The 22,048-nt window shown below is 56.4% G+C and carries 23 protein-coding genes; 8 read left to right on the forward strand and 15 right to left on the reverse strand.

Annotation, left to right across the window (positions count from 1 at the left end; genetic code table 11):
- Nucleotides 1–94: 94 nt before the first annotated feature.
- From LC334_RS00595 to LC334_RS00615, 5 genes are all read right to left on the reverse strand, one after another.
- Nucleotides 95–481, reverse strand: a complete 387-nt coding sequence (locus LC334_RS00595) for a hypothetical protein (RefSeq protein WP_085798297.1) — start codon at nt 479–481, stop codon at nt 95–97.
- A 253-nt stretch (nt 482–734) separates the two neighbouring features.
- Nucleotides 735–1,862 carry a bifunctional DNA primase/polymerase gene (locus LC334_RS00600; protein WP_085798298.1) on the reverse strand — a complete coding sequence of 376 codons (1,128 nt, stop codon included), beginning with the start codon at nt 1,860–1,862 and terminating at the stop codon, nt 735–737.
- Between the two features lie 559 nt (nt 1,863–2,421).
- Nucleotides 2,422–2,607 carry a helix-turn-helix domain-containing protein gene (locus tag LC334_RS00605; RefSeq protein ID WP_085798299.1) on the reverse strand — a complete coding sequence of 62 codons (186 nt, stop codon included), beginning with the start codon at nt 2,605–2,607 and terminating at the stop codon, nt 2,422–2,424.
- 134 nt (nt 2,608–2,741) lie between these two features.
- Nucleotides 2,742–3,407 carry a hypothetical protein gene (locus LC334_RS00610; RefSeq protein ID WP_085798300.1) on the reverse strand — a complete coding sequence of 222 codons (666 nt, stop codon included), beginning with the start codon at nt 3,405–3,407 and terminating at the stop codon, nt 2,742–2,744.
- Nucleotides 3,404–4,624: a tyrosine-type recombinase/integrase gene (locus LC334_RS00615; protein WP_085798301.1), complete on the reverse strand. Its 1,221-nt coding sequence runs from the start codon at nt 4,622–4,624 to the stop codon at nt 3,404–3,406. The genes LC334_RS00610 and LC334_RS00615 overlap by 4 nt, the downstream gene beginning before the upstream one ends.
- A gap of 633 nt (nt 4,625–5,257) precedes the next feature.
- On the opposite strand from LC334_RS00615, the gene LC334_RS00620 reads away from it, so the two are divergent.
- Both LC334_RS00620 and LC334_RS00625 read left to right on the forward strand, forming a co-directional pair.
- Complete coding sequence (locus LC334_RS00620; protein ID WP_085798302.1) at nt 5,258–7,303, forward strand: putative bifunctional diguanylate cyclase/phosphodiesterase; 2,046 nt, start codon at nt 5,258–5,260, stop codon at nt 7,301–7,303.
- A 217-nt stretch (nt 7,304–7,520) separates the two neighbouring features.
- On the forward strand, nt 7,521–7,856 hold the full coding sequence (locus LC334_RS00625; RefSeq protein ID WP_085798303.1) for a hypothetical protein: 336 nt from the start codon (nt 7,521–7,523) through the stop codon (nt 7,854–7,856).
- A gap of 5 nt (nt 7,857–7,861) precedes the next feature.
- Here LC334_RS00625 and LC334_RS00630 read toward each other — a convergent pair whose 3' ends face one another.
- The 3 genes from LC334_RS00630 to LC334_RS00640 form a co-directional block, all read right to left on the reverse strand.
- Nucleotides 7,862–8,620 carry a sulfotransferase-like domain-containing protein gene (locus LC334_RS00630; RefSeq protein WP_085798304.1) on the reverse strand — a complete coding sequence of 253 codons (759 nt, stop codon included), beginning with the start codon at nt 8,618–8,620 and terminating at the stop codon, nt 7,862–7,864.
- Nucleotides 8,621–8,665: 45 nt separating this feature from the next.
- Nucleotides 8,666–9,073: a universal stress protein gene (locus tag LC334_RS00635; RefSeq protein WP_085798305.1), complete on the reverse strand. Its 408-nt coding sequence runs from the start codon at nt 9,071–9,073 to the stop codon at nt 8,666–8,668.
- Between the two features lie 67 nt (nt 9,074–9,140).
- Entirely contained in the window at nt 9,141–9,461 is a 321-nt protein-coding gene (locus LC334_RS00640) for an antibiotic biosynthesis monooxygenase family protein (RefSeq protein WP_085798306.1), read from the reverse strand.
- A gap of 187 nt (nt 9,462–9,648) precedes the next feature.
- Between LC334_RS00640 and LC334_RS00645 the strand changes: the two genes are divergently transcribed.
- Nucleotides 9,649–10,251 (forward strand): hypothetical protein, encoded by a 603-nt coding sequence (locus LC334_RS00645; protein WP_085798307.1) that lies wholly within the window; start codon nt 9,649–9,651, stop codon nt 10,249–10,251.
- Between the two features lie 19 nt (nt 10,252–10,270).
- Here the strand turns inward: LC334_RS00645 and LC334_RS00650 are convergent, their stop codons facing one another.
- Both LC334_RS00650 and LC334_RS00655 read right to left on the reverse strand, forming a co-directional pair.
- A complete protein-coding gene (locus LC334_RS00650) occupies nt 10,271–10,672 on the reverse strand; it encodes a DUF4864 domain-containing protein (RefSeq protein WP_085798308.1) in 402 nt (133 codons plus the stop codon).
- A gap of 56 nt (nt 10,673–10,728) precedes the next feature.
- Nucleotides 10,729–11,076: a c-type cytochrome gene (locus LC334_RS00655; protein ID WP_223412830.1), complete on the reverse strand. Its 348-nt coding sequence runs from the start codon at nt 11,074–11,076 to the stop codon at nt 10,729–10,731.
- 189 nt (nt 11,077–11,265) lie between these two features.
- Between LC334_RS00655 and LC334_RS00660 the strand changes: the two genes are divergently transcribed.
- Nucleotides 11,266–11,709, forward strand: a complete 444-nt coding sequence (locus LC334_RS00660; protein WP_085798754.1) for a DMT family transporter — start codon at nt 11,266–11,268, stop codon at nt 11,707–11,709.
- Nucleotides 11,710–11,843: 134 nt separating this feature from the next.
- On the opposite strand, the gene LC334_RS00665 is transcribed toward LC334_RS00660, so the two are convergent.
- The 4 genes from LC334_RS00665 to uraH all read right to left on the reverse strand — a co-directional run bounded on the left by LC334_RS00665 (nt 11,844) and on the right by uraH (nt 14,355).
- Entirely contained in the window at nt 11,844–12,062 is a 219-nt protein-coding gene (locus LC334_RS00665; RefSeq protein ID WP_223412831.1) for a hypothetical protein, read from the reverse strand.
- 79 nt (nt 12,063–12,141) lie between these two features.
- On the reverse strand, nt 12,142–13,122 hold the full coding sequence (locus LC334_RS00670) for an Ldh family oxidoreductase (RefSeq protein ID WP_085798311.1): 981 nt from the start codon (nt 13,120–13,122) through the stop codon (nt 12,142–12,144).
- A 141-nt stretch (nt 13,123–13,263) separates the two neighbouring features.
- Nucleotides 13,264–13,863 carry a superoxide dismutase gene (locus LC334_RS00675; RefSeq protein WP_085798312.1) on the reverse strand — a complete coding sequence of 200 codons (600 nt, stop codon included), beginning with the start codon at nt 13,861–13,863 and terminating at the stop codon, nt 13,264–13,266.
- A gap of 138 nt (nt 13,864–14,001) precedes the next feature.
- Nucleotides 14,002–14,355: a hydroxyisourate hydrolase gene (gene uraH, locus LC334_RS00680; protein WP_085798313.1), complete on the reverse strand. Its 354-nt coding sequence runs from the start codon at nt 14,353–14,355 to the stop codon at nt 14,002–14,004.
- Between the two features lie 213 nt (nt 14,356–14,568).
- Between uraH and puuE the strand changes: the two genes are divergently transcribed.
- Both puuE and LC334_RS00690 read left to right on the forward strand, forming a co-directional pair.
- Nucleotides 14,569–15,984, forward strand: a complete 1,416-nt coding sequence (gene puuE / locus LC334_RS00685) for an allantoinase PuuE (protein ID WP_085798314.1) — start codon at nt 14,569–14,571, stop codon at nt 15,982–15,984.
- Entirely contained in the window at nt 15,981–16,478 is a 498-nt protein-coding gene (locus LC334_RS00690) for an ureidoglycolate lyase (RefSeq protein WP_085798315.1), read from the forward strand. The genes puuE and LC334_RS00690 overlap by 4 nt, the downstream gene beginning before the upstream one ends.
- Nucleotides 16,479–16,746: 268 nt before the next feature.
- Here the strand turns inward: LC334_RS00690 and LC334_RS00695 are convergent, their stop codons facing one another.
- Entirely contained in the window at nt 16,747–18,501 is a 1,755-nt protein-coding gene (locus LC334_RS00695) for a PHA/PHB synthase family protein (RefSeq protein ID WP_085798316.1), read from the reverse strand.
- 219 nt (nt 18,502–18,720) lie between these two features.
- Here LC334_RS00695 and LC334_RS00700 point away from each other — a divergent pair, with 219 nt between their 5' ends.
- The gene (locus tag LC334_RS00700; protein WP_085798317.1) at nt 18,721–19,158 is read left to right on the forward strand and encodes a hypothetical protein; all 438 of its coding nucleotides are present in this window, start codon (nt 18,721–18,723) and stop codon (nt 19,156–19,158) included.
- Nucleotides 19,159–19,305: 147 nt separating this feature from the next.
- The gene (locus LC334_RS00705) at nt 19,306–22,011 is read left to right on the forward strand and encodes an HAD-IC family P-type ATPase (protein ID WP_085798755.1); all 2,706 of its coding nucleotides are present in this window, start codon (nt 19,306–19,308) and stop codon (nt 22,009–22,011) included.
- Nucleotides 22,012–22,048: the final 37 nt, after the last annotated feature.

Raw genomic sequence — 22,048 nt, forward strand, 5'->3', positions numbered from 1 at the left:
CCCGAAGCCGACACCGTTTTGGTTTAATGACGCCGTAGCACCACTTTCCCACTGCAGCCGAAGGCCGTCAGCTGTTTCCTCAACTCATGATCAATCATAGCTTTTGACAGGTGCCGACTTTTATCACTGCATCACTGGGCACGCCTATAACTGAGCCGGTGAAAATCGTTGTTTGGAAAGCAAGGGTGTGTAGGGATACCCATGTCATCCCGTTCACGACATCACCGCACAGAAGTGTTTGTCCTTGTGGCTTGCAATAGCTTCCACCTTCTTCCCCAATATCTCTAATCGCGTATTCAAATTCTGAACCATCATCTGCCGAATAGATCACTTGATCGGGTTCAAGCTTAAAACTGGAAGGTTCCATTCCTGTTTCACTGATGTCGATGCCTACAGCTTCGGTAGCCGTACAAAGATAGGTTTCTCCAGAGGCCGATCCTGCGATCAGTGCGGCGGATAGCGCGACCGAGGTCAGTTTCATGTTACGTCCTTTCGTTTACCACAATTTGAACATGCACACTGTCGGCTAGAATTGAAACTCCCAGACAATTAGTTCTCGGGGAAATTAGACCATCGTTTCCAACAGTTTTGAACGGCAGCTATGTCCGCAGAGCGGTCATTGGGCCTACAAGAACGCCATGCAGTGTTTTAGTTGCTCCGGGCCCTTTTTAGATAGCTGGGCTTCCTCAGTATGCAAATTCCTGTTCGACCAGAACTGGTCAACATAAGTAACTTTAAACCCCCTCCTTCCTTCCCCCCTCTCCCTTAGCAACGTGCAATTCAGAAACATTTTCCGTCAACGAAGTTCTCAACCGCTTCAATCTATATGTACGGGGTTTATTGCCCGCACGATGCTTTGTAGCCACTTCTAAGAGACCAACGCTCTCAAGTGCGTTCCGAGCTTTGTAAAAACGATCGCGGGACAAATCAGTGTACCCGGCGCATTTCATTTTCTCCCATTGCAGCGGAAATGTCCGAGCGGGGATGTGCCCGTGCTGATCCTGCAATGTCACGAGCAATGCAATGGCGTCTGATGCCTTCGGGAGGGGACGCAAGGCATCCAAAGCCTCGCGATGCACTCGAAACTCACTGTTGCGCCCGTGGTACACTTTATTCTCCAATCTCTTCGACCATGCCCAAGCCGCAATTTTCTCAACCTCGGCATCTGACACAGTTTCAGGGTGCTCGCATTCCTCATCCCGAATGTAGTTGAGGTTGCTGACCAATTCGTCTTGGTTAATCACATATTCGACCATCTTAATGGCGTTGGTGGTTAGGAAATTGTTCCGGCTGCCGTCTTGGGTGCGATTAGAACCGCGATTTTTCGCCACCCGGATTGAATTGGCTTCCGTCCTTACCAACAATCTCAATTCAGGAAGCTCATTTGTGCCGAGCGTACCTTCGACAGGTATGTAATGGCCACCATCGGACCTAACAGACCCGGGCCCCACGATGTAACTCGACGGACCGCGCTTAATATCGACAAGCAAGCCTTCGGCCCGCAGGTTGGGAATACTGCGATCAGTTGATCGGTAGTAGAGATGGTGCCCCCTGGCCGTGCGAACATGAACAGGAGAAACGCCGAAGCGCTCTTCCATTTCTTGGACCAACGAAGGGGAGTCGTCATCGCAGTCAACGACTGCCAATCCGTCGAGAAGAATGCCATAGCACGTTGAACCTGCGCGGTGCATTGGGGCGAGAACGCGATTTAGTGGCAAGCGCGGCTTACCCGCGAATTTTACCAAGGGCGATTTGCCATCTCGCCCTCCTCCAAGAGGGATAAGGCTAAAACCCAACACATACAAACGTGCAATCTCATCGTTCGGTATAAGTGGACTGTTTGGTTTTCTGGTTGTCGTCATTCTGCGCCCTCCTGAGATGAGTGCTCAAGGGATCCAGTCTGCCAATTTGGCGAATACAGCCGCGCCTGGTCGGGCAAGGCCTCCAATTCGGGCGGTACGACGCTTTCAGAGCCTCGCCACAGGTGGATCAGACCTTCTCGGGTGGCGCAGTACCCAAACGCATCCCATCTTCCTCCACCAGAAATTCTCTGGCTTTGGATGATGTACTGGATGCCATCACGGCAGATGATGACTCGGTGTGATCCGCGTCGAACGATTTCGCCGTGATAGCTGTCCGATGTTTCATGCTGCTCAGACATTGCGGGCCTCACCGAATGGGAGGCGAACAATGCCGTGCGTTGTAGCAGAGTCGCTGGTCTGGAAGATAGGTTGGTGAGTTTGGGAGCCTGTTGTGTTTGCCAAACTGTTGAAGGGTATGGTTTTGGCCGAATTGTTCGATGACTTGGTACTTTTCATCCCGCTCAATCCTTCTTGCAGGACATGCGCAGAAACAGTACTCTCGGTGCACCACACACCCTAAGAAAACGCCCCTGTTCGCTCGTCGGATGGGGGTTTTCATCTAGGCGGCTTCAACTTTGACACCCGTAGCGTCGAGATAGGCGTCAAGGTCGGCCTTCTCGATGCGGGTGGCTCCACCGAATTTGGTGAAGATCAGATCACCGCGCTTGTGCGCCTCATACAGAGTGCTGCGGCTGTGGCCGCTGTAGTCGACGGCCTCGGTGATTTTGTAGAAACGCTTGGTCATGGTCCCTCCACTTCCGCTCTATGCAGAGGACCGTTTCCCCTGCTTCAAATGTGTGCACATGTGAACGTAAGGGGGTATTTCGGTGAAATCGCTGGGCGAACTCACGGTCTAAATTAGGCTACTTCGACCACTTTTTAGTCTTGGGAGCGATTGCGATTATTGAAAGCGCGACGCACGTAGCTTCGCCGCTCTTCGTTCCCAACAGACTGTGGCGGGAAAACTAAGCCAGGAAATTGCCTATCAAGCTCTATCAACGTACCGCCAAAAATGGATTTGTCGGTAGCGCAGACCTTCTCTCCAAATTCCTCAAACGCTCTGCGCAGCTCATTGATAAATTCATACCAATGGCCCGCCGGTGAAACTTTTTGATAATGTCGAGCTTGCGCGTTCGCCAGTTCGCCGAGCATTTCAACCAAGAAGCTCTCCGGATAGCTGGAATATTTTGCGGGTAACTTGTTTGCGTACTTGAGTAGCCACTTGAACAAATGAAGATTGCCATCTTCCAAGCCCTGCATTGCCCTCAATTTCTTTCGCAGCTGAGTTGCGGATTTCTCAACGTCTCTGATCGCATTTAGAAGCTCAGAACCAGACTCAAGGACTTTCATTTCCGTTGCTTCAAGAGCATCTTGTCCGGCAGCCAGATCTATGATTTTTTCTACTAAACCTTCAGGTGCCTTTTTGCCCTTAGATTCCCATATCTCTTTCAGGTTTTTTTCATCTACCGCGATGCGTATTCCCCTACCTTTACCTGATCCACTACGCAGCGCCTGCGCAAATCGCCTTCCTCGTGTTTGGGTCACGGCGTCACCATTTCCACTACCAGTGCACTTTCTTGCGTCACCATCTCGGCCCAGCGATCCAACGCAGCAGCGCGTTGGGGCAGCTGTTCAGCTTGATTGTAAACCCGCGCCACCGTTGATGGAGCTGATCCGCTCGCCGAATGGTTCAATATGCGATCCACAACAGATTCCGTCTCCCCGGCTTCCGCCATTGCTGTAGCAAATCCAGTCCGAATGTCGTGAAGCCGCCATTGCTCGAAACCGTTTGACAGCAATCCATCTAGTCGAGCCTTAGCTTTGCCAATGCCAGATACTGGTGTGATGCCAGTTGTCGTAAAAACTAAGTCTTGCCCTGAGCTTACTTCACGAAGCTCTTTTAGCTCTTCAAGTGCTGGCTGGGAAAGGTGGGTAGTGTGGGGCTTGCCGTTCTTCGTGCGAGAACCAGGCTTAACAATTCGCCTTTTTTCCAAATCCACTTCATCCCAATGTAGATTGAGTATCTCACCGCGCCGTTGGCAGGTAAGCAGCATCAAGCGGAATAGCGGACCCCAGATTGCACCTGTCTCAAACGTAACTACCCAGATTTCTCGAATCTCATGAATGCTCAGAACACGTTCGCGAGCCTTTTCTTTCGCAGCCTTCGCCACCCCTGCCCCGATATCTTCTGGAATATAGCCCCTGACCCATGCCCACTTAGAAAAAGCGATCAGTGCAGCGCGAATTCTGTTGGCATAAGCCTTATGGCCAGTAGCGGCTTTGTCATCCACAGCCTTCTGAATATCCTTGCGTGACAACTCCAAAACTGAGTTATCGAGATGGGCGGCCAGTGATTGGTTTAACTGGCGAAGCCGCTCGTTGCGCGTTCGCAAGCTCGATAAATGTAGATTGTCGTAGACCTCTATGACTTCCCGCACCGTCATCAGGCTGGCTTGGCGATGTTTACTCGCGCGGAGTTGCTCTTCCGCAATTGCAATGCGGTCTATGCCCTGCCCTGCTTCGGCTTCGATTTCCAGAGCCCTTGACCGAGCATCAGAAAGGCTCACTGGTTTAGGCCAGGCTCCGAGGGTGTGTTTGCGCTTTGGCCCACCCTTCACTCGCTTCTCGTACATCCAGACGGCCTTACCGCTGGATGACAGCCGAAACCTTAGGCCCTTCCTCTCCGTGTCCGACACCTCCAGGCGACCGAACTCTGGAGGCTTGAGACTCTTCAGAAATCTGTCGGTCAGTTTGACTTTCATTTTTTGGGGGACTCCTGGGGGACAAAATTGCCTGGCTATACATGGATGCTCATGGACAAGTATAGACAATAGTTATCCGGGGGACAATTCATAAGTGCTTTAATTTATAAAGGTTTACAGCCTAATTCTGTACGGGTTTGGACGTCTGTGGATTGTCTCGGAAACACCCGCCAAAACAGAATGAAACGGAATCATAATCCGCGTGTCGGGGGTTCAAGTCCCTCCTCCGCTACCAAAATTACCATAAATATTAAAAAGGTATAACGTTTTCGCGTCAAACCCATTCCCGCAAAATCCCTAACTTATTGTTTACCCAAAACGATACAGTTTTCGGTAAGGTGGCTAAATGCCAGAAAAACACACGATTCAGGGCGGCAAGGTTCACGCGCACCACCGAACTAGCAGTGCAGTTTGGCGGTGCTCAACAGGCAGGGACGGAGAAACCGACGGATTAGCGCAAAAGAAAAGAGCCTATCCGCGTGTCGTTTGACTGGCACTCCTACACCCAAACAACAATCAATATCTTTCCAAAGAGAGAGAAGTTGTATGTTTTTCAGATCATTCGGGTAGCAAAGACTTAACCGCGGGCATGCCATTCACCGGAGTCTTCGTAATCTGTATCCGGTAGCTTCCATGTATCGCGTTTTCGCATGTATTACACAAGAACACGACTATGGACTGCTCGCGCTGGCAGTGCTGGTATGCGTGACCGGGTCGTGCCTTTCGGTTCTGTTGTCGCGGCGGATGATCCGTACGACCGGCAGGCGCAAACTGTTTCAACTGGCGCTAGCCAGCATCATTGGTGGTACAACGATCTGGTCCACGCATTTCATCGCGATGCTGGCCTACGATCCGGGGCTTGATCACGGTTACGAACCAGTCTTCACCGGGTTATCGTTTGCTGTTGCGACGGCAGGGCTGCTAATTTCAAACACAATTCTGGCATTCGCGAAGCCACGCGCCAGGCATCTTATCGGCGGCGCCCTCTTTGGATTGACTGTCTCGGCAATGCATTATCTTGGCATGTCAGCATATCTTTTGCCCGGTGAGATCATCTGGGAAGCGGATCGAGTTCTGATGTCCGTTGGCCTGGGCGGCGCTCTGGGCACCGTGGCCTATCACCGGATTGCGCGCCCCTATACGCGCTACTGCTGGATGGGAGCGGCGGTACTGATCGTCCTGGCAATTTGCTCGATGCATTTCACCGCCATGAGCGCATTTACCACAAGATTAGACATGTCCATCGAGGTACCGCCAGAAATCATTGCGGATTCGGGCTTTAGTTTACTGGTCATGGCTGTCACCGGCATCCTTTTCCTGGTCGGCTTCGCGTCTTTCAGCATTGAGATCAACCTTGAGAGTGAAACCCGTGGGCAGTTGAAACATGCGGCCTTGCACGACCCGCTGACCGGTTTGCCCAACCGTATGCATATGATGAAAACCATGGCAGACCTTGCCGACCGGCTTCGCGAAGACGAAACCGAAAAAGTTGCTGTCCTGACCATCGATCTCGATCTGTTCAAGCAGGTGAACGATCTTTATGGACATGCAGTGGGTGATGCCGTTCTCACCACGGTTGCGGGGCGCCTCTCGCAAACCTTGGAGACTGATGAGTTTATCGCCCGCGCAGGCGGGGATGAATTCATCGCGCTGACCAGAAATTTTCGCCGTGTAGAGCAGGTTGTCGCATTTGCCGAACGGCTGCATGCCTTGATTGTGGAGCCGATCGAGACGGCCAGCTTTACGATTGCGGTTGGAGGGTCCATCGGAATAGCCACGACGATCCAAGATGGCCAGGAGTTGAATGAATTGCTGCACAAATCGGATCTGGCCATGTGTCGGGCCAAATCCGAACCCGAATGCCGCATCTGCGTGTTCAATTCCGAAATCGATCAGCAGAGCCGTGATCGCCTGGTCATGATCAGTGATCTGCGAAATGCGCTTTCCAACGATCAGTTCGAACTTGTCTATCAGTTACAGAACAGCATCACATCATTGGAACCCACCGGCTTCGAAGTGCTCCTGCGCTGGAACCATCCGACCCGTGGTCGTATCCCACCAGATGAGTTTATCCCCATCGCTGAAGAAACCGGATTGATTCGCGAAATCGGGCTTTGGGTTCTTCGAAGCGCTTGTTTTGAGGCGGCGAGCTGGCAGCGTCCCTTTGGTATCGCGGTCAACGTGGCGCCTCAGCAGCTTGTTCAGCCGTCCTTTGTCGAGCATGTCGCTGACATCCTTATGGAAAGCCGTTTACCGGCTGAGCGGCTTGAACTGGAAGTAACCGAAGCCAGCATCATTGACGACCAGGCACATACCCTGAAGGTGATGCATCGGCTGAAGGATATGGGTGTCCGGATTGCTATGGATGATTTCGGCACAGGGTATTCGTCACTTGCGACGCTTCGTGCCTTTCCTTTCGACAAAATCAAGATTGACCGAAGTTTTGTCCGGGATGTCCACAACGACGAACAGCGAGCAGCAATTGTCCGCTCGACGTTGCTGCTGGGTGCTGCTTTGAACATCCCGGTACTGGCCGAGGGCGTTGAAATAGAAGAAGAGCTGGCTTTCCTAAGATCAGAGAAATGCAACGCGGTTCAAGGTTTCTATTTCGGATATCCCCTAAGCCTGGATGAATTGCGTGAAACCATCAGCGCAGAAGAGCAAAGAAGTGCATCCTGAACCGGTTCGGTATCGCAGTACACGATGAAAACCCATCCGAGGTAAGGTTCTCCTGACTTGTGAAGTACCGCCCCATGCACGATCATGGCGGTTATTAACTATTGATTTGTTGATTTGTACCAGCGCCCCGGGGCCAGCATTTTACTCGGGGCGCGACTTTTCCCGACCGGTCTTACCGGATCATTTTTCCCTCCTACATCAGGAGTATTTTTAGCTCATGGCTCTTATCTTCGGCTTCGCCTTTTCCCTGTTCACTGCCCTGATCGTCATTTTGGGCGACTATCTGATCAAACTGGCAGCGGATGGCGGACAACCGGTGCATTCGTCATTAGTTCTCACCGGCTGCGCGCTTTACGCCTCGTCAGCGGTGCTGTGGTTCTTTGCACTTCATCATGTGACGCTGGCGCAGGCGGGCGTGGCATTCTCGATGTTTTCGCTGCTGGCGCTCTGCGCCATTGGCGCGCTCTACTTCGACGAGCAACTTTATACGCGCGAATATCTAGGTATCGCCTGCGCTCTCGTATCGATGGTGTTGATGGTGCGGATAGCGTGACGTCCCTATCCGCCGGGTAGGGCCACGGCCTTCAGTCGGCGGTAGCAGGGCTCATGCTGCTCCAGAAACGCGCCCAGTTGCGGTACGGACTGACGAAGCACTTCGAATTCTCGCTCTTTGCGCGCCGTCTCGCCACTGTCTATCGGGCGAATACCGGTCGAGTTGCTGGCCTCGCCATGCCAGTTCCCGACCTGCTCCCAGTCCTCGGGCACCGCTTCCTGCCACTCGAACGCCTCGGCCCGGAACGGCAAACCGATACGTTGCCAAAGGGCGGACATAACGCCGTGTGCGTCGCTTTGTACGGCCTCTGCCTCGATCACGACCGGGTCGGCGCCCATGCCGCTCAGCGCCTCATAAAGCTGCCACTGCGCCTCGACACCCACCTCTTCTGCTGTCACGCCAGGATCAAGCTTGTAGTAGGACAGGATAGAGGCCACCGGGCTGCGGATCAGAAATACGTGGGTCAGCCGCTGGATAAACTCCGGATCGGACAGAATGCGCGGCATCACGTAATAGGCCATATCCTTGAAAAACACCGGCTCATCCTCAGCCCGCGCGACAAGCATGTCGCGGATATCCTCGTAGCGCACCGGATGATCCGGCTGCACCTCGAAATGCGGCATCCGCGCCACCCCGCGATGCACGTAATAGTCATACATGAAGGGCTCATGCGCGCACCAAAGATCACCGCGCTCGCGCATCACGCGCTCGGTCGCGGTAGACATTGATCGCGGATGCGACCAGAGGGCAATGATCTTGTTCATGCATCAGCGCTAGCACAGCAAGCCGCGATCACGCCAGACCAAATTTCACCGAAGAACATGCACCGCGCAGGGTGCGTGGCGCACCACCTTGGCAGCGGTCGACCCAAGCAGCAGATCCTGCATGCCCGGGCGATGACTGGCGATAACAATGCAATCCACATCATGTTCCCTGGCCCAGTCCAGGATCGTACGTCCGGCATGACCCGAGACGACCTCGCCCTTTGAATGCGGCACGTCGGCCACGGCGTTTTCCATCGCTGCATTCACCTCTGCCCGCCGGTTTGCCAGCAGCTTATCCGGCAGATGCACTGCCGCGTAGTCGGGAATATGTTCGATCACATGCAGCAGGGTAAGCTGCGCCCCCTCCTCGGCAAGCGTGCGGGCCACATCGACGGCGCCGGCCGTATCCCTTTCCTGATCAAACGAGATTGGCACCAATATGTTGTTGTACATCGGAATCCTCCATTGAGTTGCTTCCGATGATCGTGGCACAAGAACCGGCTGCGCGCCTTGATGCAGGTCAGTCGAAGGTCGCGGCGACCTCGTACATGACCGGCTCGAAGCTTTTGCACAGCTCGTTGATCGCGCGGTTGCGCCTACGCATCTCGTCGCTGCGCAACATGGCCTGGAAATCTTCGCGCCGCTGCCATTGTGAATAATTTGCGATCCGCGTCTGCGCGTCGTTCACATGTAGCCCCGCCGCGATGAACCCGGGTTGCTTCGAGATGAACTCCTCATAGGCCGAGGTCAGCATATCCAGCAGGTCCTGGCAGGTGCCGGGGGTCATTTCAAAGGTGGTGATCACGGTCTGATGGCTGTCGGATTTTGCGATAACGGGCATGGCACTCCTCCTCATTGCCCTCAGCCTAGCAGGTTGGGCGGCAACGGCAATTCCTAGCTGCCTTAACACTCGCTTTACTAATTTTAAGGAGGGTTAACGCGGAGGAAACCATGCTGCGCATTCTCGTTCTTTTTCTGCTGCTCGGGACACAGGCCCAAGCCGGGCCCTGGCCGCGTGGCAGGGAAAGTTGTTCTATTCCGCCCATGCGAATGGCGAATACAGCGAAGACACCGGCCAGATCAGTCAGTTCGGCTCGCTTTACGGCGAATACGGGCTGAGTGACACATTCACCCTTGGGATCGATTACAGTGGCAGCGATATCCGCACCGACAAGGCCATCGCGTTTCTGCGCGTACCGATCGCCAACAAAGGTCGCCCGTGGCTGCTGGCCGCAGAAATCGGCATCGGGCTGGTCGATAGCGAAACCACCATCAGGCCCGGCTTTTCCATCGGTCGAGGTTACCGGCTCTGGGATCGTGACGGCTGGATAACGCTCGATACCCGCGCCCTTCTGATTGGCGGCACCGGCACCAATCGGATCGAGGCAGATTTCACCGTTGGCCTCAACGTCTCAAAACGCATCAAGGCAATCCTGCAGCTGCAGGGCGGAATGCCGAGCACCGGCTCGGATTATCTGAAATTCGCGCCATCGGTGGTGTTCGAACGAAAGCAGCGCAAGCGGCACAAAAGCCGCCGAAAATCAAAAAGGTTTATCGAAATCGGCGTTACCACCGGCATCTTGAATTACGATGCCTACGCCGCAAAAGTCGGTATCTGGCGCGAATTCTGACATCGGCGACGGACACCTTTCAGACGGTGCCACCCGGCGCCTCGCGCATACGCACCGCGTTGATCTTCCAGCCATCACCCAGTGGGATCATCTCGTATTCCAGAATAAACAATTCACCCTGCTGATTGCGGATCATGACGTTTTGCCATAGCTGGCCGTCGATCATGTCTGTCGACAGGAACTCTACATCGGCAGGCCGCCAGACCATCGGATAGCCCTGCCGCACCATAGTGCCAAAATTCTCGGGCGTGCGGAAAATCTGCCGGATCGTCGGGCTGGCAAAGCCGAAGGCGGTGGCGAAATCATCCGCCTGAAACGCTTCGATCTGGGAGGCGATTATCCCTCTTATCGCCGCCTCATCCGCGCGGACGGGCGCGCACAGGGCGAGGGTCGCCAGCAGGGAAAACAAAAAATGTCGCATAGGATACCTCCGTGCAAAGACATAGCACGGCAGGCGCCCGGATCAATTACACCGCCTCATTCAACCTGCAACGTCCGGATATAAGCCACCAGATCGGCCACCGGCCTACTGGTCATCACCGGTTGGCCTGCATCGGTTTTGAGACTGGTATCCCGGCCCTCGAACAGATCGCCATAGATCGGCATCGGACTGCCATGTGCGACCAATGGATCACGCCCGTCGATCCTCTGTACCACACGAAACAATGGGAAAACCCCGCCGTTCTCGGCCGTGAGCCGTGTCAGATCAGCGGGCTGGACCGTCAGCACCGACCGCATCGGACCGTGACCCGAGGCATCCAATCCATGGCAGGTTGCGCAATAGCGCAGATAAGTCTCTTCCCCTGCCCTAATGTCCTGCGCCATCGCCGGCAAACCTGGTAGAAACAAAGCCACTATAAATATCCAAACCGCCTTCATCGCGCTTCTCCTCGTGACCGGGACTTGTCTGGCCCGCGCCCCATTTCAACCCGAACCGGCGTCCCTCACATTGATCTGGATCACACTGATACCATGTGTATACCTTCGGTTGAGAAACCTGCCGGAGAAGAACAGATGCCACCTACCGTGTCCTATGCGCTGATCATGCTTATTGCCGGGATCGGCATCCCGGTTTTGGCCGCCCTGAACGCGGCGCTCGGCACGCGACTGGGCTCGCCGGTGGCGGCAGCCAGCATCCTGTTCTGCGTGGCCTTACTCAGCACGCTAATGATCCTGGCGATGGGGCAGCCGCGTGCGGTGTTGGGCGTGGTGACGGCGCCCAAACACCTGCTGCTGGCGGGCTGCCTGGTGGCTTTCTACGTTCTTACCATTACCTGGGTGGCCCCGAAATTCGGGGTCGGCAACGCTGTGTTCTTCGTTCTGCTGGGCCAGTTGATCAGCGCCGCAGCAATCGACCATTTCGGCCTTTTCGGCGCGCAGATCTCACCGCTATCGCTTACCCGCGTCAGCGGTATCGCCTTGATGGCCGCGGGCGTTTTCGTGACACAACAGGTCTGACCGGTCACATAGTCGTCGCCGATTAATGTTTTGATCGTGTTCGTGGCCCGTACCATGTGTTCCGCATGAAAAGGAGACCCGACATGTACAAATTACCAAACCCCTCCCGACGCAGTTTTACCACGGGGCTTGTGTCAGCCGCCCTTGCGGGCATGGCAACGCCATCGCTGGCGGGTTACAGACGAGGCGGCGCTGACCCGATCGACCGGATACCGCGCCACTACACGCTCAGGAAGTTCACGTCCTTCAGCCGCGAAGAAGTATACCGGCTTGACCACGCCGCGCGGTTCGGACGTCAGATCACCATCGGTAATTTCACGCCCTCGGAAACCCGCAAATCCTGCGCGAGGCACTTGCCGACTGGCCGGCCACGCGTCAAAAATTGCTGCGTTGACGGCCCTAAACCACCCGCTCGCGAACATGGTGCGGGGCTTATGCTCCCGCCAGCTCCTGTAATTGCGCCCAGACGTGATCTTCCAGATCAACCGGATCCATATGCCGCTTGGTTTGGCCTGGCATCCGCGCGCCTTCGTCCATCGCAACTCCCGCCGCCACCCGGGCCAGACGATCCTGAAAATCGCCCGAGGTTCCGGGATCCATGATCAGGTAATACTGCCCCAGATCATGCGGCGGGCCTTCGGGCGCTTTCAGCGGTTTTACGTCCCGGCTGACAACGCCACCGGTCATACCTGCCGCCAGCATTTCCGCCATCAGGCCAAAGCCCCAGCCCTTATAGCCGCCCATGCTGACCAGAGAGCCGCCAAGTGCCGCTTCGGGGTCGGTGGTAGGATTACCGTCAGCATCCACGGCCCAGCCCTTGGGGATGCTTTCACCCGCCGCCTTGGCCATGGTGATCTTGCCAAGCGCCACGGTGGTGGTCGACTGATCGAACTGCATGGCAATCCCGCCCTTGCCGTCAGGCACAGAAAAGGCGATCGGGTTGGTGCCGATCACCCGTGTCTTGCCACCGGGTGGCGCCACGATGGGCGAGGCATTGGTCATCCCTAGCGCCACAAACCCTTCGGCCGCGATCTGCTCGGTGAAATAGCCCAGCGAGGTGCAGGTATGCGCGTGCCCCACTGCGAGGCTTGCCACGCCGTTCTCCCGCGCCGCTGCAATCGCTTCGGGCAGTGCGCGGGCAAAGGCGGATTGCGCAAAGCCGAATTTTGCATCCACCATCACCGTGCCCGGTTTCGGCCGTGTCACCACTGGCTCGACATCACCCTTCACTCGGCCCGACCTCAACTGCATGCAGTAGCTTTCCAGATAATAAAGACCGCAAATCTTATTGCCCACGGATTCCGCTTTGCGGACTGCCCGTGCCACCTCGGCGGCGATCCAAGGCTCGGCCCCGTGCCGTTCCAGCGCGGCCTTGGTCAGGGTTTCGATCTCAGTCAGTGAAATTTTTGGCATGCGGCCTCCGTTTGTCCGCTGGGACTTTGTCGATTGTGCCGGGCGGGGTCAATGTCCGGACCAGCGGAAATGTTCGACCATCTCAGGAAAAATCCCGCCAGCCTGTGGGCTGACGGGACATTTTCAATCTTCGAAACGCGGTCACATCCGCGAAGCGACGTTTTCCCAGTTGACCAGATTGTCGAGGAAGTTGGTCAGGTAGGCAGGGCGTTTGTTGCGGAAGTCGATGTAGTAAGAATGCTCCCACACGTCGCAGCCGAGAAGCGCAGTCTGGCCGAAGCAGAGTGGGTTGACGCCATTCTCGGTCTTGGTCACCGCCAGCCCGCCATCGGCGTTCTTCACCAGCCAGCACCATCCAGAGCCGAACTGGCCCGCACCTGCGGCAGAGAATTGCGATTTGAATTCATCGACCGAGCCAAAGCTGTCCTTCAGTGCACTTTCCAGCTCCGATGGCATGGAAGAGGCCCCCGGCCCCATCATCTCCCAGAACTGGTTGTGGTTCCAGAGCTGGCTGATGTTGTTGAAGATGCCCGATTGCGCGACGGCACTTGCATCGTAGGTACCGGTAATGATCTCTTCCAGCGATTTGCCTTCCCACTCGGTACCCGCAATCGCGGCGTTGCCATTGGTGACATAGGCGTTGTGGTGCAGATCGTGGTGATATTCCAGCGTCTCTTTCGACATGCCGTTATCGGCCAGCGCGTCATGAGCATAAGGAAGATCGGGAAGTTCAAAAGCCATTTTGGGCCCCCTGTTCATTGGTTCAAAATCTCATGGCCTTACATGGTAGGCCCGGGGGGTTAACGTCAAGTCCGATCTTCAGGTTCCGGTGCGCACAAAGATGCGTAGCGCCGCAATCCGTCACGCTTCGGGCCGCGCTCAGCTTCCGCGATAGGTGGAATATCCGAAGGGCGACAGCAGCAGCGGCACGTGGTAATGCGCGGCTTCCGACATTCCAAATTGCAGCGGCACCACATCCAGAAACCGCGGCTCCTCTTTCGCCACGCCTGTCGCGTCCAGATAGGCGCCTGCGTAAAACACCAGCTCGTAGGTGCCTGACGCAAATTCACTTTCGGGCAGAATCTGCTCATCGGTGCGCCCGTCATCATTGGTATGCAATGTTTTGAGATGCTCGCGCGTCTCGCCGATGATCCGATAAAGCTCAATCTTGATCCCCGCCGCCGGACACCCCCGCGCAGTATCCAGCACATGTGTCGTCAGATAACCGGTCATTCGCATCTCCTTGCAATTTTCCCGACGGAACAAAGAATTCAAGCCCTTATTGCGCGTTTTGAGGCACGGGAACATGGGGCTCCTTCAAATAGCTCTTTCAAGTAATTTTAGAAAGCCATTCGCATTCTTTTGCTCTAGAAAGAAATCAAAGATCAACCGGGCCACGGGGCTATTTCGCCCTTATTTGCGGGCCAAGACACCGGAGATGCACCCATGAAACGCTATCCCCGCGACATGCGCGGATATGGCCCTAACGCCCCTGATCCGAAATGGCCGGGTAAGGCCAACATCGCCGTGCAATTCGTGCTGAACTACGAAGAAGGCGGCGAGAATTGCATCCTGCATGGTGATGCCGCCTCCGAGGCGTTCCTGTCGGACATTCCGGGCACCGCCCCGTGGCCCGGCCAGCGTCACTGGAACATGGAATCGCTCTATGAATATGGCGCCCGTGCGGGGTTCTGGCGCCTGCACCGTCTGTTTACTGGGGCCGGTATTCCGCTGACCATCTACGGTGTTGCGACAGCTCTTGCACGTAGCCCGGAACAGGTTCAGGCGATGAAGGATGCGGGTTGGGAGATTGCCAGCCACGGTCTCAAATGGGTCGATCACAAAGACATGGCCGAGGCCGAAGAACAAGCCGCCATCGCCGAGGCGGTGCATCTGCACACCGAGGTTGTCGGCGCCGCGCCTCGCGGCTGGTACACCGGCCGATGCAGTGAAAACACCGTACGTCTCGTGGCGGAGACTGGTGGTTTTGATTATATCTCTGATACTTACGACGATGATTTACCCTATTGGATCAAGATCGAAGAGCGCGACCAGTTGATCATCCCCTACACGCTGGAAGCCAACGACATGCGCTTTGCCACCAGCCCCGGCTGGATCACTGGCGAGCAGTTTTTTCAGTATCTGAAAGACGCCTTTGACACGCTCTATGCAGAAGGGGTCGAGGGTCAGGCCAAAATGATGTCGATCGGCTTGCACTGCCGCCTGATCGGGCGGCCCGGCAAGATTGCGGGCCTCAAGAGATTTATCGACTACATCCAAGGTTTTGCCGGCGTGTGGTGCCCGCGCCGGATTGATATTGCCGAACATTGGGCCGCGACCCATCCACCCGTCCGGATCAATCGCCCGAGCCAGATGGCAAGAGCTGACTTCGTTGAACAATTCGGCGGGATATTCGAACATTCACCGTGGATTGCCGAGCGCGCTTTCGATCTGGAGCTTGGCCCCGCGCATGACTGTTCGACGGGGATGCACAATGCACTTTGCCGCATCTTCCGCAGTTCCGACATGACCGAGCGGCTAGGTGTGTTGACCGCTCACCCCGATCTGGCCGGGAAACTGGCGGCCGCAGGGAAACTGACGACAGAAAGCACATCGGAACAAACTGGTGCGGGCCTTGATATGCTGACCGACGCCGAACGCGAAACGTTCCAGAGGCTGAACAGCACCTATGTCGCCAAGCACGCGTTTCCCTTCATCATCGCGGTGCGCGACCATGACAAAGCTTCGATCCGAGCGGCGTTCGAGCGGCGGATTGGCAACGACACCGAAACCGAGTTTGCCGAGGCCTGCCGCCAGGTCGAGCGTATCGCGCAATTCCGGTTGATGGATATGCTGCCATGACTGACCGTACCCTGACCGTAGCTCCGCTGACCGCCGAGGCCTTTACCCCCTATGGCGATGTGATCGAAGCCCGGGGCGCACCCACCAAGATGATCAATCAGGGCATGTGCGGGCGGCACCACGATCTGGCACAACTGGATTTTGCCGATGGTCGTGCGGGTATCAGCCTGTTTGATGCCAAGGCACGTCACCTACCGCATATGGTGGACATGGTCGAGCGCCACCCCGAGGGCAGCCAAGCCTTCATGCCGGTCTCGCAGACCCGCTTTCTGGTGGTCGTGGCCGATGACGACAATGGCACGCCGGTCAATCCGACAGCCTTCGTGACCGCGCCGGGGCAGAGTATCAACCTGCATCGCGGTGTCTGGCACGGTGTGCTGGCCCCGATCAACGCCCCGGGCCAGTTCGCCGTGGTGGATCGGATAGGCGACGGGCCCAACCTGGAAGAACACTGGTTTGACGAACCTTACATCGTCAAAACGATCGAGATGTAGGCTCTCCCCTACGGATTTAACGGATCGTCGAAACACTTTAATCTAATGATAAAGTTGGAATTTTCAGGATGAGGTATCACCGCGCGCATTTGAGTTAGCCGGAACGTCTTTGCGAACCTCAGAGACCCGGCGAGACCTTTACCGCAGCACCTTCCAGCCTGGATAAGACCAAAGCCGAAGCTGCGTTAGCGGCACACGAACCTGAGCGCAACGGTGTTGCTCGCCGGACAGACGATTTCCGAAACTGTTTTCAAAGAACGCCCTGTTGTTACTCCCGCATCACATAGGTTCCGGGCGCATTGTCTAGCGGGTTCAGCCCCTTTTCAGCCGCACCCATCGAGGGCGGCGCCCTCCATTTTCCCGAACGCGCATCCAGCCAAGTGACAAGTGCAGGCCACCAGGACCCCTCAACCACTGGCGTCTGGTCGAACCAGACGTTTGGGCCGATATAGCAATCGTCATGCGCACGCGCCGCTATCCGGTAGTGACGGCGCGGATGATCCGGTTCTGATACGATGCCGGCATTATGTCCTCCGCTCGTCAGCAAAAAGGTGACCTCGGTATCTGCCAGCAGATGGAATTTATAGACTGAGCGCCACGGCGCCACGTGGTCGCGTTCTGTGCCCACAAGAAAGACCGGTACGCGAATGTCTGATAGGGCCACGGGGCGGTCGCCAATCAGATAGCGCCCTTCGGCCAGCGCGTTCTGAAGAAATAGCCTGCGCAGATATTCAGAATGCATACGGTAAGGCATGCGGGTCGCATCAGCGTTCCAGGCCATCAAGTCGGTCATCTGCGCACGCTCGCCCATAAGGTAATCGTGCACGATGCGCGACCAGATCAGATCATTCGACCGCAGAATCTGAAACGTGCCGGACATCTGGTGGGTATCCAGATAACCCTGTTCCCACATCATATCCTCAAGAAAGCTTAGCTGGCTTTCATTGATAAACATCATCAACTCTCCGGCCTCGGTAAAATCGGTCTGTGTCGCCAGGAAAGTCAGGCTTTTCAGCCGCTTGTCACCATCCCGCGCCATTGCGGCGGCGGCAATTGCCAATAGGGTACCGCCCAGGCAATAACCTGTCGCGTGCACCTTCGCGGGGCCGTTGATGTTGCCGATTGCATCAAGCGCCTCCATGATGCCGAGCCTGCGATAATCCTCCATCCCCAGATCACGATCATCTGCGTCGGGGTTCTTCCAAGAGATCATGAAGACGGTATAGCCCTGCCCGGTCAGATACCGAACCAGAGAGTTGTCCGGACTGAGATCGAGAATGTAGTATTTCATAATCCAGGCAGGCACGATCAGGATCGGCTCGGGCCGGACTTTTTCGGTCGTCGGTGTGTATTGGATCAGTTCGATCAGGCGGTTGCGATAGACCACCTTGCCTGGGCTGACGGCGATGTTTTCACCGACCTTGAAATTATCGCTACCCGCCGGGTTCCGACCACTGGCCAGCCGCGTCCCGTCGTCGATGAAATTCTGCCAGCCACGCATCAGGTTCTTTCCACCTTCGGCAATGGTCCTGTCGCGCACCTCGGGATTTGTCAGGGCGAAATTCGAGGGTGAATAGAGATCGAGTATCTGGCGCGCAACGAATTCCACCACCTCTTCGTGTTGTCTGGTTACTCCGCGAACACCGGTCGTAGCGTTGTGCCACCACTGCTGATTAAGCAGGAAAGACTGGTAGATCAGGTTGTAGGGCCATTTCTGCCAGGCCTCTCCCTTGAACCGCTTGTCTTGCCGCAGCGGGTGGATACAGGGTGTTTCGGCTTTTGCTGCACCTGAGCAAAGCGCAGCATGGGTTGTCAGCCGCATGGCCTTTCTTGCGGCTTTCTCAATCAGCTCCAGTTGCTTGCCCGGCGCCGTTGCCAGATGCAGCGCCCAGTCCGCATAAGCCGAAGCAAGCGCGATGGGCGAAATACCCGCCGTGTAATGCGATGCCATAGCCCGCAATGCCTTGTCATAGCTTTGCAGGATCGTGTTTTCGGATGGGTCGCATTGCGCGGGGTGTAGCATCTGATACCTGTACCGGATGTCAAAGGGGTGTGCCCCAACTAGTTCATTTTGACCGGGCTGGCTTTGATGCAAATCAGTTTGAAGACACCGGCGCCGGCTCGGGCACGACAGGTGAAATAATCTGTCTGCCCGCCAACTTCTTGATCTCTGTTAAAGAGCATCGGCCAAATATCTGGCAGAATCGGGTCGGGACATAATCCTCAGTTGGGAGATACTCTGATGACCAAGAAGAAATCGACATCCGAAATGCCCGAAAACTTCTCAAATATCGTCAAGTCCATGCAAAGCGCGATAACGGCAAATCCGTTGATCGCGCCACAGGCCGAACATTTCTGGAAAACGCAGGAACAACTGCTTGATACGGCCGAGACGTTCACCCGTAGCTGGTTTCAACGCCGCCACGAAGCCACCCGAACCGCGATGATCGCAGCACGGGAATCGGCAGAGAAAGAGCGCGCAAACCCTGCCGAGGCGTTTCAGACCATTGCCGAGTGGCAACGCCATTCGATGGAGCGTATGGTCGAGGACGCTCGCGAGTGGCTGGAAATGGTCTCGCGTTGTGCCGGAATTGCGGCGGTTAGCGAAATCGAGGCCGCCGAAGATGTTATGCAAGAGGCACAGAAGACGACCAAAGCGGCAAAGTCTGAACCAGTATAGATCCGGGGGCCATTGCAGTTCCAAACCACCGCCTTGTAACCAAAGGCGGCGGACAAATGAGGTCGGCCACCGCTGGCCTCTCACCCTCATGCGATACCGGCCCCAGTGACGGGGCGCCATCGTGAGCGACCGGATGTCGAAACCAACATGCCTTTGACAATCTCACACCCCCATGCGCAAAGCGGTGAAGATTGCCTGCACGCGTTCAAGACAACTGCGCAGGGCCTGACCTCGGATGACGTGAACCGCCGACGAGCCGAACACGGACCTAACATGTTACCGCGACCGCGTCGGCGCCCGTTGATCCTGCGTTTTCTTCTGCATTTTCATAACGTTCTGATGTATGTCCTGCTTGGTGGCGCCGCCGTGACGGCGATGCTCGGGCATATGGTCGACACCTGGGTCATTCTGGCCGTGGTGCTGGTCAATGCGGTTATGGGTTTTGTCCAGGAGGGTCGCGCTGAAAACGCCATGGCCGCGATCCGGCAGATGCTGGCTCCACACGCATCGGTCTTGCGCGCCGGCCAACGGATCAGCATCGAAGCGGGCGATCTGGTTCCCGGCGACATCGTCCTGATTGAACCCGGCGATCGCGTCGCAGCGGATCTACGGTTGCTAGAGGCCCATGGCTTATTCATTCAGGAAGCCATTCTGACAGGCGAATCCCTGCCAGCGGAAAAGGCTACTGCGCCCGTCACTGCCGACGCGGTTCTGGGCGATCGCACCTCGATGGCTTTCAGTGGCACACTAGTGACGGCAGGCACAGGCCGCGGCATTGTCACGGCAACCGGAGCGGCCACCGAGATTGGCCGGATCAGCGGTATGCTGGTCGGCGTCGAGGGGTTGCAAACGCCGCTTGTCCTTCAGATGGACAGGTTCGCGCGCTGGCTGACAGTAATAATTCTACTGACGTCCGGGGGGCTCTTGACGTTCGGGCACTATGTCCGGCATATCGAGTTCGAGGCGATATTCATGTCCGTGGTCAGCCTTGCTGTCGCGGCCATCCCCGAGGCACTGCCCGCCGTCATGACCATCACACTGGCCGTTGGTGTTCAAGCCATGGCGCGGCGAAACGCTATCGTGCGCCGTTTGCCCGCGATTGAGACCATCGGCGCGGTCTCGGTGATCTGCACCGACAAAACCGGCACGCTGACCCGCAACGAGATGATGGTCGCCTCGGCTGTTACCGCAGGCGCTCGTTTCACGATCTCCGGCGATGGCTACGTTCCTCAGGGAGACCTCACGCGTGAGGATGGTGGATCGGCGGAGAGTGCCTTGGCTGACATTGCCCGCGCGGCTTTGCTGTGCAACGACGCCGTCCTGCATCAAGCGGACGATACCTGGCGCGTCGAGGGCGATCCGATGGAAGGGGCGCTTCTGAGCTTTGCCGCGAAGGCCGGAGAAACCCGTGAGGGCTGGACGCGCCATCACGAGATCCCCTTTGACGCACAATCCCGCTACATGGCGGTACTGGCCGAAGCCCCGGATGGCGTTCAACAGATGTTTGTAAAAGGTGCACCGGAACGCTTGCTTGAGATGTGTACCAGCCAGGTCGGTCATACCGGACAAGAACCGCTCGACACAGGGTTCTGGCAGGCCCAGGCGGACCGTATCGCGGCACGCGGACAACGGGTTCTGGCCTTTGCTCAGCGCCCGGCCACCGGCACGGACACAGCGCTGACCGGTATCGACAAAGATCTGAGTTTGACAGGGCTCGTGGGATTGATCGACCCCCCTCGGGCTGAAGCGATTGCCGCTGTCGCCGAGTGCCACACAGCCGGGATTTCGGTTAAAATGATTACCGGTGATCACGCCGGAACAGCGGCCGCGATCGGCCGGCAGATTGGTTTGAAAAACCCCGGTGCGATCCTGACTGGCGCAGAAATCGAGCGGATGGACGACGCGTTGCTTGCCGTCGAGGCCCTTGGAACGAATATCTTCGCCCGCACCTCGCCCGAGCACAAGCTGCGACTGGTCAAAGCCTTGCAAGCAAATGATTTGATCGTCGCGATGACCGGCGATGGCGTGAATGACGCGCCCGCCCTGAAACGCGCGGATATCGGCGTGGCGATGGGCCTCACCGGAACCGAAGCGACCAAAGAGGCTGCTGCTCTTGTTCTGGCGGATGACAACTTTGCTTCGATCACCGCCGCGGTGCGCGAGGGTCGCACTGTTTGGGACAATATCCGAAAGGTCATCAGTTGGGTTCTGCCAACCAGCGCCGGTGAGGCCGCAACGATTGCAGCAGCGCTTGTGTTCGGACTGGCGCTGCCAATCTCTCCGATTCAGATCCTTTGGGTCAACATGATCACCGCGGTAACGCTTGGTCTGGCGTTGGCATATGAACCCGCAGAGCCGGGCACCATGCGCCGCCCGCCGCGCCAGCGCAATGCAGGGCTGCTGACCGGTGGCCTAGTATGGCATGTGATCTTTGTGACCGCGTTGTTTCTGGCAGTCATTTTCGGGCTGTTCCTCTATGCAACCGAATTGGGGTATCCGCTGGCACTCGCGCAAACGATGTCAATGAACATGCTTGTTGTCCTCGAGATCTTTCACCTGTTCTATATCCGAAACATCAGCGGCACGTCACTCACGCTATCCGCAGTAAAAGGAACACCCGCTGTTTGGGCCAGCGTTATCGTCGCCACTGCGGCGCAATTCATCGTGACATATGTACCGGCTGCACAAGCGATTTTCGGCACGCACGCCGTCAGCTTGTTCGACGGTCTGTTGATCATCTTCATAGGCATCATGTTCTTTGCCGTCCTCGAGGCGGAAAAACAGCTGCGCTTGACCCTCACAAGCACCAGTGATCAGGCCAATGCGAGGGCGCCCCGTCACATGACAAGATAAATTGTTATATTTCAAAATCTTGAACTGTGACCGCATG

The organism is Roseovarius aestuarii (assembly GCF_019966515.1).
Classification (GTDB): Bacteria; Pseudomonadota; Alphaproteobacteria; order Rhodobacterales; family Rhodobacteraceae; genus Roseovarius; species Roseovarius aestuarii.